The sequence below is a fragment of the Nostoc sp. CHAB 5836 genome (genome assembly GCF_020829445.1).
Lineage (GTDB): Bacteria > Cyanobacteriota > Cyanobacteriia > Cyanobacteriales > Nostocaceae > Nostoc.
The window spans coordinates 1-15,423 of record NZ_JAIVFV010000162.1 but is presented as its reverse complement, the minus strand read 5'-3'; the positions used below and the strand labels follow the sequence as shown (position 1 = coordinate 15,423).

The window sequence follows — 15,423 nt, the reverse complement described above, 5'->3', positions numbered from 1 at the left end:
GGTTGAACTTTAGTGAAACCCAACAAATGCCCGAAAATGTTGGGTTTCGTTCCTCAACCCAATCTACACATTTTTTATTTTTTTGCCAAAACCTGCGCAGTATTGGAACAGGACTTTTCAAACATCCACTAAGCCACGTCTGTAGACTTGCATAAGTTCATCTAGTTGACGAACTTCTGCATCATTAAGCTGTCCCTCTCGGTGACGCGCTTGCAAATCACTGAAAACCTCTTGCTGCTGAGTTTCCATCTGCATATCGCACATAGGCAAAACCTGTTCATCTGGTAATGACTCCAGAGGTAGTTCGGTAATGGCGCTCTCAATCCATTCTAGTAATACATCTTCAAGTCGCCGATGTGTGAAAGCAGCGATTTCTTTTGCTTTTTGTGCCAGTGTTTCAGGGAGTTGAAGGGTGACAATTTCAGCCATTTTCTACCTGCTTGCTTTTACTTATGATTGTATCTGCGATCGCTCTGCATCTTCTCGTTAAAAAGAGCGATTTTTGCATAAGGGGAGCGATAGAACCGTATAAAGATGAATTAATCAAGGTCAAGAAAGTCTCTGGGAGTAATAATCTGGTTTTGATATTCGGCTAGGGTCTTGAGTGATAAAAGGTCTTGGTCTCCTGTGATTAAAAATGCTGCATTGGCATCTTTAGCAAGTTCTAAAAATTTGTTATCATCTGCATCTCTACAGATGTTTATTTGAGATTTTATTTCTATAAATTGACTGTACTTTTTAACTATGTCCAAAAAATCTTGTCGGTCTTCATCTGAGATATATTTATCGAACTTACCTTTGTAAATTCGTGTGTTTAATTCTTGATAAGTTTCATTGCTTTGAGCAATTTTGAATTCTTTATAGACTTTATTTAGGGCTTTACGGGCTGTTCCATTAGGACTTAGGGCAGCACTAATTAAAACATTTGTGTCAATGACAATTAGTTTATGATTCATCGGCAAGTAATTCTTCTAGAGTTTCTTCGGTTAATCCTTTAGCTTGAGCATTTCTGCCAATTCTGTCAAAAACACTAAGTAAATCTTCATCTTTATTATTTGAAGAGGTTTTCTTTATTTCTTGAATAAGTTGTTCTTGTTCTTGTGCGGGAAGTTGTAGGACAAGATTAAGAATCTGCTCAAAGGTTAGGGGGAGTTGATAGATTTTTTGAGTCATGGTGAGTTCTGAAGTTAGGGAATAGAAACTTGTTAGCTTTTTTAATCAGGTTTGAGCCAGTTTTCTACGTTTAAATCACGATTTCTCTACACTTTGGCGAATTGCATTATCCATCTCCTCAACAGTTTTAGGTTTTCCCTGATATTTAAAACACCCTGCTACATCATCTAATTTAGTTACTGAAAAAAATTTCCTAGATTTTACTAAATCACTCAGTTCTGCAATTGCCTCTGTTTTAACTCCAACTTTTTTCATATTATTCCAGATTTTTATATATAGGAATACATTGGTTAGTAACCACAGAATAAAGAACATCTGGGTCTAAATCTGCGCCATTATCGCAATGAATTGTTCCCCATTCAGCATTAATCTTAACAGTTTTCAAATAGTTGAAATCTTTTAAAGGTGCAAAAATTCCTGTAAATTCGATTAACTGGTTAACATCAACAATACCTTCCTTTCCGTCTTCAAACTTCAAATGGGCAGTACCGTGCCCCTACGAGAAATATATGTGTATTAAGGTTTTCGTGAAATAGTGTAATGGTTGAATTTTTTTAGGCACTCTTCTTTTGCGCCTCTGCGTGAGACAAAAAAAGGCGAACCCAAAAAGTTCGCCTTAATCATAATTCTGTTGCTCAATCCAAACCCAAATCTAAATCTTTGCTTCTTCTCTCACCAACTTATCCCAACCCAAATCTTTCAAATTATTATTCCGACGCAACGGACGAGTCACCAACTCTAACATATCACGCGCATTCGTAAAGCCGTGAATTTGAGCAAAAGTGAACTCCACCGACCACTTAGTATTAATACCCCGTGCTTCCAACGGATTAGCATGAGCCATACCAGTAATTACCAAATCTGGTTTCAACTCATAAATCCGTTGAAGTTGATTGTAATTATCCGGCTTCTCCACAATCCTTGGCAGAGGTGAATTCATTTCCTGGCAAGTTTTCTCCAACAGCGCCAACTCAGCCGCTTGATAGCGCTTATCCATATAAGGAATGCCGATTTCGTGAACAGTCATCCCACAACGGATTAAGAACCTGGCTTGGGAAACTTCCAGCAAATTATCACCCATGAAGAATACAGACTTACCGCGAATCAGTTTGACGTAATCTTCCAAACCTGCCCAAATTTGTGCTTCCCGTTCATCCAAACCCTTGGGAGTAATCCCAAACACCGAGCAGATTTTCTCAATCCAAGCGCGGGTGCCATCGGGGCCAATGGGGAACGGTGCGCCAATGAGTTTACACTTGCGGCGGCGCATTAAGGTAGTAGCAGTGCGGCTCAGGAAGGGGTTGACACCAGCGACATAATACCCTTCTTCCAAAACTGGCAATTCAGTGAAGCGCTTCGCGGGTAGCCAGCCGGAAACTTTGATGCCTTGTTTCTTCAGTTCCAAAGTTAACTGAGTAACTACGGGATCGGGAAGGGAGCCAAAGAGAACTAAGGGTGGATGGTCTACGTACTCAGACTCATCTTGGGCAACATCTTCTTTCTTCTTGCCGAAGTTGAGCAATTTTGCGATCGCATTACGTTCGATCTTCTCTGTTTCCGCCACCGGAGCCTTATCAGGACAACGGTTAGCCATAGCAGCTAACACAGTGTCTTCCCCTTGGGTGAAGGCGTAATCTAGACCATTTGCCCGTGCCACAACGATGGGAATCCCAATTTCCGATTCCAGTTTCGGTGCCAAACCTTCCAAATCTGTTTTAATAATTTCCGTGGTGCAAGTGCCAATCCAGACAATTACACTAGGATTGCGATCGCGTTTAATCTGCAAACACAACCGCTTTAACTCTTCATAATCATTTAGCTGTGCCGAAATATCGCCTTCTTCCAACTCTGCCATTGCATAGCGGGGTTCAGCGAAAATCATCACCCCCATCGCATTTTGCAGAAAGTAGCCACAAGTTTTTGTCCCAATCACCAAAAAGAAGCTATCTTCAATTTTTTGGTATAACCACGCCACGCAGCTAATTGGGCAAAAGGTATGGTAGTTCCCAGTTTCACATTCAAAATTTAAAGCTTCTGGTTGTTGAGCGACAGTCATTTTAGTTTATTCTCCCCTTGATTTTTCCAGTTAGGAGTAATTAAGTTAGGAGTTAGAAGTTAAGAGTGATGAGTTATGAATTATGAGTTTTTATTCCTAACTCCTAACTCCTAACTCCTAACTCCTAACTCCTAACTCCTAACTTTTTTTAACTCCTAACTTAGTAATTAAGCGTTGGGGAAGAGGCGGGCAATTTCTGATTCATCAAAAACGCCTGCTGGCAGTTCTTCCCCCAAAAAATCGTTATTTCCTTCAGCTTTTTGCAAAGCTGTTTCATCACCCCAGACATCTGACAACACGTCTTTAAACGCATTCTCATCTAGTGAATTATCCTCAAGCGCCTCGTCTTCACCTAGCTTTATTTCCATTGCAGCTGTTGTACCGAAGGCCATGCCCCCAAACTCATCTGCTTCTAAACTAGAGGTTTCGAGAGACTCATGTTTTAAGTCGTGTCCGTTGGTTAAAGAAATATCACCAAAGGCATCTTTGGTTTCCTCCAACTCGCTAATCCCCAGCCTTTCATCTTCAGAATCCACCATTGTGAACTCTTGAACTACCGCCGTCGAAGCAAAGTCATTTGTATGAAGATGTGTGAATGTTTCATCTTCAGGCTTTTCGTCAATAACAGCTGCTGCTGCTTCTACGAATCTCTCTACATCTGGGTTAACGACGAAGCGATTACCGAGAGCAAAATCTGGGTCAAAATGCAAATCCAGCACCTGAATCAGCGTATCGGCATCAGGATTCAGTTTGGCAAAGGGCAACATTAACTGGGCTAGCTTTGGCTCTAGGGCGTTAATAACTCCCAGGATGAGGTAAGAAGGTGGCCGCTTCCCGCCATCAGGGGTGTACACCGATTCCACTTGCATATGGAGGGTAATCCACTCCCGATTGTTCTGGAAAAATTGCAACCACTTTTGTTTTATTGAATCCGTAAAGCTGTCAAAGAAAGCCATATTATTGTCCCCCATCCTGAGAACTTGATGATTTATACAATCATCAAGTCTAGTTCCTCTTCTGAATTAGGAACCTGGGGTTTACCCGGATTTAGATAAAAATCGGACAACAAAGAGAACAACTCTCGATCTGGTGTGTCGTTAGGTACAACACCTTCGGGACGCGCCAGAATTTGGTCGGCGATATTGAGATAGTAGTCACAAACGTAGTCTAGGGAAGGATCTTGCTCTGCCATTTCAAACAAAGTTTTACCCTTCACACGGGAAACACGAATATCTTCAATCAAAGGTAAAACTTCTAGAACTGGCATGGGCACAGCTTCTATATATTTCTCAATCAAGTCGCGCTTGGAGGTGCGGTTGCCAATTAACCCAGCTAAACGCAGTGGGTGAGTTCTTGCTTTTTCGCGGACTGAAGCAGCAATCCGATTAGCTGCAAACAAAGCGTCAAAGCCGTTGTCTGTAACAATCAGGCAGTAATCTGCATAGTTGAGTGGTGCTGCAAAACCACCGCAAACTACGTCACCCAGAACGTCAAAGAGAATTACATCGTATTCATCGAAGGCGTTGAGTTCCTTAAGTAATTTAACGGTTTCACCGACTACATAGCCGCCACATCCAGCACCCGCAGGTGGGCCACCAGCTTCTACGCAATCAACACCGCCGTAACCTTTATAAATCACATCTTCCGGCCAGACATCTTCGTAATGATAGTCCTTTTCTTGGAGGGTGTCGATAATTGTCGGAATCAAAAACCCAGTCAGGGTAAAGGTACTGTCATGTTTGGGGTCGCAACCAATTTGCAGCACTTTCTTGCCACGTTTAGCTAGGGCGACTGATATGTTACAGCTAGTTGTGGATTTACCGATACCACCTTTTCCGTAGACTGCTAGTTTCACTGTTGTTTGCCTCTTATAGCTTTTTGTCAAACTTGTGGCTCAAACATTTGCCTTCACCTGAGATGGCGATGCGTGAGGTCTGTTGATGTCATTATTGGGCAAATTACATAGAAAAGAAAGTGGCTCTTAATTTGGAAACCGGTTTTAGCCGATGAATTAGAACTTAATTATGGGTATTTTGGTTTTTATCCGCTATAAATTCTTATTTAGCTCTAAAAGACATCTTAAAAAAGTTTTTATTATCTATTTTTATAAAAAGAGTTACAAAAAACAAAAAGCTGAAATTGGCTTTTTTGAATGGTTTTCATAGAATTAGTTGATGTTGGTGCAAGCTGTTTTCAGGGGATTGAGGCACAGGTGAAAGGGCAAAGAGAGGTATATGCAGCCTGATGCTGGAATTTGCGTTAGCGTAGCTCACCCTTGGCGTTCGAGTTAGCGTCTCTGAAAGAGAAGCCTCTCGTAGAGAAGGTATCGCAGAGAAATTGCGAGTTTTCAGTCGGTAATCATAACCATGTAATTGCTGCTTGAGAGTAAGTTAGTGTGATTTTGTAAAAAATTATTAATTTATCAAATATTTTCCAAGAGCCACGGCGAATAGAATTCGCGGCTACACAAAGCAAAGCCCACCTCCGTGGGCTAAGAGAACAATTTTAGAGTGTGCGTAAGTCCTAAAATTTATTTCAGTCGAGCTATAGAAGGGAATCAGGACACCTCAGTTTCAAGTCCGTGGATTTCCTGTAATGTTTGCCAGCCAGCTTGCCACTGGGAGTTATCCTGTAATAATTTGGCATTTATCCAGAAACGGACTTTCGGATCACAAGCAGCAACCATTTCAGCGTAAACCCACTTAGCCTGATTTTTCCGATTGACTACTTGGAAGTGCCGCCAACCATCAACTTTTTGCTGCGCCGTCCACTTAGAACCAACTAGGTAAGGAAATTTTTGTTTTTTTGTCATTTGTCATTTGTCATTTGTCATTTGTCATTGGGAAAATACTTTCTTGATCCCCAGTCCCCAGTCCCCACCGGCAGGTGTTGATGTTGTTGGTAATTTTGGGCTTTTTCTTGGAAAGTCGTTGTCTTACAACTTCAAAGTCGTAGGGGTCAAAGTGGTTTAATCCCAACACACAGCAAGTTACCGCATTACCAGATTGAGGAAGTCGGGATTTCAAACTCGGAACACTTCGGGCTGCAATTCGCCAGCTAGGTGTTGACTGGGAGGTTTTCAACAATACGTAGATTACTCAGTAGTCAACTGTTATTCTTCTTGTTTGTCTATACCTTGAATTTTTTGCCGGAACACTTCTTCCATTTGTCGCCAACCTTCTTCAGTATCAGGAAACTTGTAACGTTTCGCATTAGGATTACGACGACTCATCAATGTACGTAATGCCTCAATGTCTTCTCGATGTTCTAGTACATAAGCCCTCAGTTCGGCTCTAGGCATTGTTTCAAAATTCGGTTTCATTCACAAACTCCCAAATTCCATCACGGTTTATAGTAATTTCGATAGCTTCTCCTGCCAGAATAAAGATTTCTCCTGTTTGTTCATTCATCGGAATTGATGAGTTTATGGCGGTTAGGACGAGATCATGGGCAAGCATTGCCACCAGAGCTACAAGCAGAACTGGATACTTTGGTTGAGGTAGAATTAACAGCAGCAACAACCCGAACAGCTGCATTGATACAACAAGAGAGTTTGTGAATCGGTATTACGCTGCGATCGCACAACGTGCCAGCCATCGTTGTGAGTACTGCCAAGCCCCTGAACTAATCTTTAATTTTCCATTTGAGGTTGAGCATATCATCCCGCTCTCTCGGCAATCAATGGAAAATCGGAACTACGGGAAAATACGACTTTTAGAAGACGTGAACACCGATCTAGGCGATCGCTGTGCTGTTCATACAATATTTATTGAGAGCAGAAATTTTCTTTACTTGGTGTTCTGGTGGTAGCCTTCGACAAGCTGCTGCACCTTTACGTTCCGGAAAAAGCCTATGCAACCTACTAATCCTGACCAATTTACAGAAAAAGCCTGGGAAGCGATCGCCCATACTCCCGACATTGTTAAACAATATCAACAACAGCAAATTGAAAGTGAACACCTGATGAAAGCGTTGCTAGAACAAGATGGTCTAGCAACTGGGATTCTCACCAAGGCGGGTGCTAACCTCGAAAAACTGGGCGATCGCACTGAACAATTTTTTCAACGTCAGCCGAAAGTCTCTGGTACTAGCAGTTCTGTCTACTTGGGACGCAGCTTGGATACACTTCTAGATCGAGCAGACGGATATCGCAAAGAGTTTCAAGATGAATATATTTCAATTGAACACTTATTGCTGGCTTACGCTAAAGATGACCGCTTTGGCAAAGCTTTATTCCAAGAATTCGGTTTAGACGAAGGTAAGCTCAAAAATATTATTAAACAAATTCGTGGGAGCCAAAAAGTGACCGACCAAAATCCAGAAGGCAAATACGAAGCACTGGAAAAATACGGGCGTGACCTCACCGAAGCTGCACGTAAAGGTCAACTCGATCCAGTGATTGGGCGAGATGATGAGATTCGTCGCACTGTCCAAATTCTCTCTCGCCGCACCAAAAATAACCCTGTGCTAATTGGTGAACCTGGTGTTGGTAAAACTGCGATCGCTGAAGGATTAGCACAGCGCATTATCGCAGGCGATGTACCCCAGTCTCTCAAAGACCGGAAGCTGATTTCTTTAGATATGGGTGCTTTGATTGCAGGGGCAAAATTCCGGGGTGAATTTGAAGAACGCCTGAAAGCAGTTTTAAAGGAAGTTACCGAATCTGGTGGCAATATTGTTTTATTTATTGATGAAATTCACACCGTTGTCGGCGCTGGTGCAACCCAAGGCGCGATGGATGCGGGTAACTTATTAAAACCAATGTTGGCGCGGGGCGAATTGCGTTGTATTGGGGCGACAACTCTAGATGAATACCGCAAACATATTGAAAAAGATGCGGCTTTAGAAAGACGTTTCCAGCAGGTTTATGTCGATCAGCCCAGTGTAGAAGACAGTATTTCGATTTTGCGTGGGTTGAGAGAACGTTATGAAAACCACCACGGGGTGAAGATTTCTGATAGTGCTTTAGTTGCAGCTGCCATATTGTCGAGTCGATATATTAGCGATCGCTTTCTCCCTGATAAAGCGATTGATTTGGTAGACGAAGCCGCCGCGAGATTAAAAATGGAGATCACCTCCAAACCAGAAGAACTCGACGAAATTGACCGCAAGATTCTGCAATTGGAAATGGAGAAGCTTTCACTGCAAAAAGAAAGTGATGCAGCTTCTCGTGAACGTTTAGAAAGATTGGAAAAAGAAATTGCTGATCTCAAAGAAGAACAAAGAACCCTAAATACTCAATGGCAGTCTGAAAAAGATATCATTGACAAAATTCAGTCTGTGAAAAAAGAGATTGAACGCGTTAACTTAGAGATTCAGCAAGCAGAACGCGACTACGATCTTAACCGCGCTGCGGAGTTGAAATACGGCAATTTAACCAGTTTGCATCGTCAATTGGAAGCAGTAGAGGCTGAATTGGCAAACACTCAAAGAACTGGGAAATCACTATTACGGGAAGAAGTCACAGAAGCTGATATTGCCGAAATTATTTCTAAATGGACAGGAATTCCCATTAGCAAGTTGGTGGAATCTGAGAAAGAGAAACTGCTGAACTTAGAAGATGAACTGCACCACCGGGTGATTGGACAAGAAGAAGCAGTCACAGCTGTAGCCGATGCAATTCAGCGATCGCGGGCGGGATTGGCTGATCCCAATCGTCCCATTGCTAGCTTTATTTTCCTTGGGCCGACAGGTGTGGGTAAAACTGAATTGGCGAAAGCGCTGGCGGCATATATGTTCGATAGCGAAGATGCACTAGTGCGAATCGATATGTCGGAGTATATGGAGAAACACGCCGTCTCTCGTTTAATTGGTGCGCCTCCAGGATATGTGGGTTATGAAGAAGGCGGACAACTTACAGAAGCGATTCGCCGCCGTCCTTACTCAGTGATCCTTTTCGACGAAATCGAGAAAGCACACCCCGATGTATTTAATATCTTCTTGCAAATTCTCGATGATGGTCGCGTCACTGATGCCCAAGGTCATAAAATAGACTTCAAGAACGCTATTATCATCATGACCAGCAACATTGGTTCGCAGTACATTCTTGATGTCGCCGGGGATAACACCCACTACGACGAAATGCGCCGTCGAGTCATGGAGGCGATGCGAAATAGCTTCCGTCCAGAGTTCCTCAACCGAATTGACGAAATCATCATCTTCCACGGTTTAGATAAGAAGGAATTGCGGCAAATTGTGCTATTGCAAGTGGAAAGATTGCGACAAAGATTGGGCGATCGCAAAATATCCCTCAAACTCTCGGATACTGCACTTGACTTTTTAGCAGTAGTAGGGTATGACCCAGTATATGGGGCGCGTCCACTGAAACGGGCGATTCAGCGAGAGTTAGAAACTCAAATTGCTAAATCCATCTTGCGCGGCGAATTCAACGACGGCAACACTATTTTTGTAGATGTGCAAAATGAGCGTCTTTCTTTTAGTCGCTTACCTGTTGAAGTCTTTAGTAGCTAATTATTAAGGCTAAAACTCTCAGTAAAAGTCAGTTTTTTTTACGTAGACGCTTCTCTACGAGACGCTACGCGAACGGCTTGCCGCAGGCTACCGCAAACGCGAGTGCGTCTCCCCCTGGGAGAAGGACGCCTTCGCGCAGCGTCTCGTAAGAGTTGGACGCAAAGAGAAGAAAGAAATGCTTAACTCAACTGTATTGAATTCTAGTTCGCCTTCTCCCATGTTTGGGATTCGGGGTTAGGGCAATACGTTTCGGTTAGTATGTTTGGTTCTCGGAGATTCCCCCAACCCCCCTTAAAAAAGGGGGGCTTTTCCTCCTATTTATCCCGTTTTTAAGAGGGTTGCTGTAGGCGTGGGGATCTTAACCGAACCGTATTGGGGGTTAGGGGACAATACGGTTCACAAAAGGGCTGAAACTCTTTTTTTTACGAACCACAGAGGCGCAGAGAACACAGAGGAAGGAGAAGGAGGAAATGCTTAACTGAACTGTATTGGGTTAGGGGATGAGGGCTATCAAGAGAATGGCACATTTGAGATGCTCTCTCAATAGGTGATCAAAATCACAGTTAACTACTTTTCAAACAACCTCTTACACCACTTGAAAACTAAAGCTAAAACTTGCCCAATTATTTACATCCAAGATATATGAGTCGGCTGCTGTGCTGTTCATCTCCGTTTTGAGATGCAGGTCTTGTAGCAAGGCTTGTGTAACGTCTAAAGAATTCAACAATGGGCTAATGGGACTTTGTTCAGGGGTGGAATATTTAGCAGTGTTCAAAGCGGCGAGAGTTGTGCTAAAGGAGGTAGTACTAAAAATCAGTTGTTGTTCGCAAAAGTAAGCTGGCCCTGAAATTACCCATTCCGAAGCACCATTAGTTTGGGGTAAGGTGAGGGTTTCACCTGGGGCGATGACGATTTCTTTGAGGAGAGGCTTGGTGTCTTTGATGTTTGGTTCTTGGGGAGTTTCCCAAGAGTAGAAAGCGATCGCTGTATGATTATTGTTTAATCCCAGTAAGATTAAATATACTGGGCGATCGCTCTGGTTTTCCACTCGATATTGGATTCGACTACCAATAGGCACAATGGGAGTGGGGAGAGAGGCTATTAATCCCATCTGTACTGATTTTTTCATCGAAGTTTCAGTTTTGAAACCTCGTGCTGTTTCGCGCTGCATGACGATGCGAGGCGATATGTCACTAATTATTTCTAAGGATGCTTTGAGAGCCAAGCGAGAAGAACCTTGATTTTCTGTGAGTCGCCATAATTTGGCTGCTAGCAAGGTTGATAATTTGGGCGCTAACCTTTGCACTGCTAATTTTACTGCTTCTCCTACTTCCCCGGCAGTATTGAGAATTAGTTCGCCACCAATAGAAAATAGACCATAACGACTAGGTGTTTGTTGTAGCTTGGCAAATAGATAATCAGCTGGTTTTTCTCCTGCTACTACGGTGGATATACGGGGAAATGCAGCGAAGGCACTTGTGGCGTCTACCCGCTCAATTCTTTCCAATCCAGTATCTAGAGCTATTGTTAAATTAATATTTCGAGGTAAAACCCGGACTGCTTCTTGGACAAGTTGCCCAACTTGTAGGGGATTTGCACCTTCAATTTTGGAAATTTGCACTTTTGCTGTTAACCCAGTCCGCGATCGCAATACTAATTCTTCTGTTGTTGCTAGGGTGAATCGAGAATTGACTCCATAGTATAGCAGCACTTGTGGCGGTAATCCTGCCAACCACAGATGGACTGTTTTGCCGTCTTCTTCAATGGCACTGACAACGCCTTCTGCACCAATGATCTCGTCTGGCTGTAGCTGAGTATCTGGAAAAGAAGAGGCGAAACCTAACCCAAGAGGCCCCTTCTCCATTAGGGAAAGGGGAGAATTCCAAGCCTCTCTCCTCTTCAAAGAGAGGTTTTTCAGATCCCGTGGTGGATTTTTCTGACTACTTAATAACGCTGGCTGCTGTTTACTACCCAATTTGAATAGAGAATTTTCTACATGAGAGAAGGCGACTTTAATTGTGGTGGCTGGGGTAAATTCCCACAAATACTGCGTCAAGGCGTAGGTAAATAACCCAGCACTAAAACCAGAAAAGAGTCCTTCCCTTGCAGACTGTTTTGGTTCTGAGGTAGCTGCTAAGACAATGGGAGTGCTGGGTAAGTTCTGAGTTTTGAGTTGTTGGAGAAAGTCGAGTTCTTCTGCTGCTAACTTTACTTCTACTGACTCCTGAAGGGCGCGAATTTTTAATCCTAATAGTGTGCTAGGAGCATAATAACTAGTATCCAATACTGCTGTTACTCGGTCTGTGGGGAGCGATCGCAATAATCGCAATAGAGTTTCTTCTAATATATAGTTGACTATTTTCTCGTTTTGTGGATCTTTTCTGAGTTTAGCTGGCACTAGAGCATTTTGCATTGCATCTGGCGATGTTTCCAATTTTACACGGCTCCCATAACCGCTAAAGTGGAAGACGACGACATCACCGAGTTTAGCTTGTTTACCCAAATGATCCCAAAAAGCCGCCTCAATGAATTCCCTGCTAGCTTGTTCCTCAGTTAACGTCAGGATATCTGACCCTTGAAAACCAAAGCGATGAATCAAAAGTTCTCTTTGTAATTCCACATCCGTCAGACAACCACTGAGGGCTGGAATTTTTGGATATTGGTTAATACCTATTAGCAATGCCAACTTGCGCGGACTGGGTTGTGCCAAAGCCTGATAATAACGATTTCCTAAAATTAACCACTCAGCTTCAGTTATCCCCAATACCGCGAGTATTGAGCCAATCCTGTGTAAAAACGTGCGCCGTTTCATAATTAGCTATCAGCCCTCAGCTATCAGTTAGCAGCTTACAGGGCTGAACTCTGTATTGTAAAGTTACAGTTGTTTGCCCATGCCCTAAGCCGTTACTTGTATCCGCATTGCCCGCGCTAACTCTGCGGCCACCTCTGGACGGGAAAATTCTGGTGGAGGTAACTCACCACGCCGCAGCATTTCTCGGACTTTTGTCCCTGATAGGTGAATGCGTTCTTCTGGTCTGCTAGGACTAGTTTTAGATGTTGCCATCTGCTTAGTACGCGTGCAGTAGAAAGCGTGTTCAAATTTCATTGGCACGATGCCCAATTCATTTGGTGCAAATTCTTCAAAAATATACTGAGCATCATAAGTGCCGTAATAGTCACCAACGCCAGCATGATCCCGTCCGACGATAAAGTGAGTACAGCCGTAGTTTTTGCGGACTAAAGCATGGAATATTGCCTCACGAGGGCCAGCATAGCGCATTGCGGCTGGATTTATTGCCAAAGTTACTCGGTCTAAGGGGTAGTAATGTTCCAGCAAAATTTCATAGCAGCGCATCCGCACGTCAGCAGCGATATCATCTTCTTTGGTCGCCCCGACTAATGGGTGCAAAAATAGACCATCAACAGTTTCTAAAGCGCACTTTTGAATATATTCATGGGCGCGGTGGATAGGGTTGCGAGTTTGAAAGCCGACGATTGTTTTCCAACCCTTATCTTTAAACATTTGCCGTGAGACAGCTGGATCAATTTGGTATGTGGGAAACTGGGGATGAGGTTCGCGTTGCAACAGCCAAATATCACCCGCCAGATGTACATTACCTTGGTTATAAAGCACCTGCACGCCTGGATGTTTGACATCATCAGTGCGGTAGACATTTATTGCTTCACGGGTTTTGTCATAGTTATATTTTTGGGTGAGTTGCAAAACCCCAATAAATTCACCTCTGGAGTTATCCAGACGGATTAAGCCGCCTTCCTGCAACGGGGAAGCTACTTCTTCACTAACCGATAGTGTAATTGGGATTGACCACACAAGACCGTTAGCTAATCGCATTTCTGTAACAGTGCGATCGTAGTCTTCCTGGTTCATAAAACCCGTCAATGGACTAAAAGCACCGATCGCAATCATTTCTACATCGGAAACGGCGCGATCGTCAAGTTGCACTCGCGGCAAAAAGTCAGCTTTTGAGAGAAACTCTGCTCTTTGTTGTGGTGTGGCTACACGGTTAACTAACTGTCCACCGTGGGGGGCTATGGCATCTGGATTGTGGCTCAATTTAATCCCTTCTCTGCTTTTACTGCTATTGTTTCAGACTATGTACTAACTTATCAAATGCTGGTACGGGGAGAAAAAGAGTTTGTATTAGTAACGCACCATATTTCTCGGTGCGTTAGGGCTAGGGTCTGTTTTCAAGGAAGTCAGAAGGAAGAGGGAAGACCGAAGTTGGTCTTGTTTCCTCTGACTTCTCGTGACGGTCGAAAACAAGGGTTTGAATCAAGAGCTGAATTAAAAATTTAGCAGCATCTATTTGGGTGGGGTTTGAATCCCCATCCAAATTCATAGGAATTCCTCCTTCCTTCCTTGTCAAACTCGTTGTATCCCAAATAGGCGATCGCTTTATAGTCATGAACGACAAAAGAGACTTAAGTAACGAAAAGTTGGATAAGTTAAAATCATTACTACCACCCTAAAGAATTTATGATAGTTTTTATAGAAAATCCTCTAACCAGCTAATCAGAATCTATGTAGGGACTTCCAGTTAAAAAAACGTCCCTGCGGGACGCTGCGCGAAAGTAGGGGGGCAAGGCCTTGCCCCCCTACAAATATAAAAAGAATTTTGGATAATTTAGATTATGATTACTTATCATTAGCTGGTTAAAAACCTGTTAATGTTAACCTAGTGGAACAAATACCGAAAAGAGAATTTCCTAAATATTGAGTGTTGGCAGTTATAAGAATCTTTAAATTTTCTTACGTCTGCTTTCAAACAATACTGATACAGGTAAGGCGTTTGCTGTTTTTTATATACAGCAATCCTACTTGATTTTTGAAACAACAAACTACATTTGTAGATCTCTATTCCCTATTCACTTCCTCAACCACTGATTTCACAACTTATTTAGGATTGCTCTGCTGACTTATTTAATATTTTATACTGCATTAATCAGGAGATTTAAAAACAATAATTGAGAAGAGGAGAGACGACTTCCTAAGTTCGTTGGATAGAAGAGAAATAACATTTTCAGTCTTATTGGTCTTGTTGACAACTATTGATCTATTTTTTTTCTCCTGATTCGCTCAAACCTCTACCCAGTATGCAATGTAGACTCCATATTATCCACTGATACAAAGCCTGTAAATGATCAAAAACTGTCACAATAGTGGTTTAGCAGTTTTATAGGGAAAATTGTCTAAACTCTACTAAATCAGGTACTTATTCGTTTTATGCTAGTCCAACTTAATATGTATGAAAAAAGGAGAACGGTAAAAGAAAGACAAACGATTAATATATTGTCAATTGTTTGGAATTAACCAAACATGGGCATTTTTACGTCCTGATATTAAAAGTAAATTAAACCTATTGAAAGTATTTATATTTCGTAGCGTTAAAACAAAAATAACCTAAACATAAGCAAAACTAATATACTGATCTACTGGTTTAGATAGTTAAGAAAAAAATGTATATGGGATTACAAAAAGATCTGAAAAAATAAAACATATTGAAAGCTCTAGTACAGCACGGCGGAAATAAGCAGACCATTAAAAGCTACGAAGATTTGATTGATTGCAAGGCTTAAAAATGGTATGTATGTTTATGTCGTATGGTACTAGTACACCACAGAGTAAGTAAACTACCGCTCCCAAATCAATGAAACCCTTGCAGCAGAATCATTACGTATTTTACGCATCGGTAAGAGTCCTG

General features: G+C 42.4%; 15 protein-coding genes. 3 read left to right on the top strand and 12 right to left on the bottom strand.

The genetic code is table 11. From position 1 onward, the window contains the following. Nucleotides 1-117: 117 nt before the first annotated feature. The 10 genes from LC605_RS25050 to LC605_RS25005 all read right to left on the bottom strand — a co-directional run bounded on the left by LC605_RS25050 (nt 118) and on the right by LC605_RS25005 (nt 6,551). Nucleotides 118-429, bottom strand: coding sequence for a hypothetical protein (locus LC605_RS25050; RefSeq protein WP_229550208.1), 312 nt, complete (start codon nt 427-429; stop codon nt 118-120). Between the two features lie 110 nt (nt 430-539). Continuing rightward, on the bottom strand, nt 540-956 hold the full coding sequence (locus LC605_RS25045) for a putative toxin-antitoxin system toxin component, PIN family (protein WP_229550207.1): 417 nt from the start codon (nt 954-956) through the stop codon (nt 540-542). Then, nucleotides 946-1,173 (bottom strand): hypothetical protein, encoded by a 228-nt coding sequence (locus tag LC605_RS25040; RefSeq protein ID WP_229550206.1) that lies wholly within the window; start codon nt 1,171-1,173, stop codon nt 946-948. The genes LC605_RS25045 and LC605_RS25040 overlap by 11 nt, the downstream gene beginning before the upstream one ends. A 75-nt stretch (nt 1,174-1,248) precedes the next feature. After that, complete coding sequence (locus LC605_RS25035) at nt 1,249-1,428, bottom strand: hypothetical protein (RefSeq protein ID WP_229550205.1); 180 nt, start codon at nt 1,426-1,428, stop codon at nt 1,249-1,251. A gap of 1 nt (nt 1,429) precedes the next feature. Further along, entirely contained in the window at nt 1,430-1,651 is a 222-nt protein-coding gene (locus tag LC605_RS25030; protein ID WP_229550204.1) for a DUF2442 domain-containing protein, read from the bottom strand. A 174-nt stretch (nt 1,652-1,825) separates the two neighbouring features. Then, nucleotides 1,826-3,229 (bottom strand): ferredoxin:protochlorophyllide reductase (ATP-dependent) subunit N, encoded by a 1,404-nt coding sequence (locus tag LC605_RS25025; RefSeq protein WP_094342496.1) that lies wholly within the window; start codon nt 3,227-3,229, stop codon nt 1,826-1,828. 167 nt (nt 3,230-3,396) lie between these two features. Next, the gene (locus LC605_RS25020; RefSeq protein WP_229550203.1) at nt 3,397-4,185 is read right to left on the bottom strand and encodes a DUF5331 domain-containing protein; all 789 of its coding nucleotides are present in this window, start codon (nt 4,183-4,185) and stop codon (nt 3,397-3,399) included. Between the two features lie 32 nt (nt 4,186-4,217). Further along, a complete protein-coding gene (gene bchL, locus LC605_RS25015; RefSeq protein ID WP_012410753.1) occupies nt 4,218-5,084 on the bottom strand; it encodes a ferredoxin:protochlorophyllide reductase (ATP-dependent) iron-sulfur ATP-binding protein in 867 nt (288 codons plus the stop codon). Between the two features lie 702 nt (nt 5,085-5,786). Next, nucleotides 5,787-6,041: a TIGR02450 family Trp-rich protein gene (locus tag LC605_RS25010; RefSeq protein ID WP_099103731.1), complete on the bottom strand. Its 255-nt coding sequence runs from the start codon at nt 6,039-6,041 to the stop codon at nt 5,787-5,789. A 300-nt stretch (nt 6,042-6,341) separates the two neighbouring features. Beyond that, entirely contained in the window at nt 6,342-6,551 is a 210-nt protein-coding gene (locus LC605_RS25005; protein WP_229550202.1) for a hypothetical protein, read from the bottom strand. Nucleotides 6,552-6,647: 96 nt separating this feature from the next. Here LC605_RS25005 and LC605_RS25000 point away from each other — a divergent pair, with 96 nt between their 5' ends. Genes LC605_RS25000 through clpB form a run of 3 tightly spaced genes read left to right on the top strand, consistent with a single transcriptional unit; the run spans nt 6,648 to nt 9,700 of the window. Next, nucleotides 6,648-6,788 (top strand): hypothetical protein, encoded by a 141-nt coding sequence (locus LC605_RS25000; RefSeq protein WP_229550201.1) that lies wholly within the window; start codon nt 6,648-6,650, stop codon nt 6,786-6,788. Further along, on the top strand, nt 6,785-7,039 hold the full coding sequence (locus LC605_RS24995; protein ID WP_229550200.1) for an HNH endonuclease: 255 nt from the start codon (nt 6,785-6,787) through the stop codon (nt 7,037-7,039). The genes LC605_RS25000 and LC605_RS24995 overlap by 4 nt, the downstream gene beginning before the upstream one ends. 42 nt (nt 7,040-7,081) lie before the next feature. Further along, complete coding sequence (gene clpB / locus LC605_RS24990; protein ID WP_229550199.1) at nt 7,082-9,700, top strand: ATP-dependent chaperone ClpB; 2,619 nt, start codon at nt 7,082-7,084, stop codon at nt 9,698-9,700. 586 nt (nt 9,701-10,286) lie between these two features. On the opposite strand, the gene LC605_RS24985 is transcribed toward clpB, so the two are convergent. Both LC605_RS24985 and sat read right to left on the bottom strand, forming a co-directional pair. Next, nucleotides 10,287-12,512, bottom strand: a complete 2,226-nt coding sequence (locus tag LC605_RS24985) for a caspase family protein (protein WP_229550198.1) — start codon at nt 12,510-12,512, stop codon at nt 10,287-10,289. An 84-nt stretch (nt 12,513-12,596) separates the two neighbouring features. Further along, nucleotides 12,597-13,775 (bottom strand): sulfate adenylyltransferase, encoded by a 1,179-nt coding sequence (gene sat, locus LC605_RS24980; RefSeq protein WP_229550197.1) that lies wholly within the window; start codon nt 13,773-13,775, stop codon nt 12,597-12,599. Between the last annotated feature and the right edge of the window lie 1,648 nt (nt 13,776-15,423).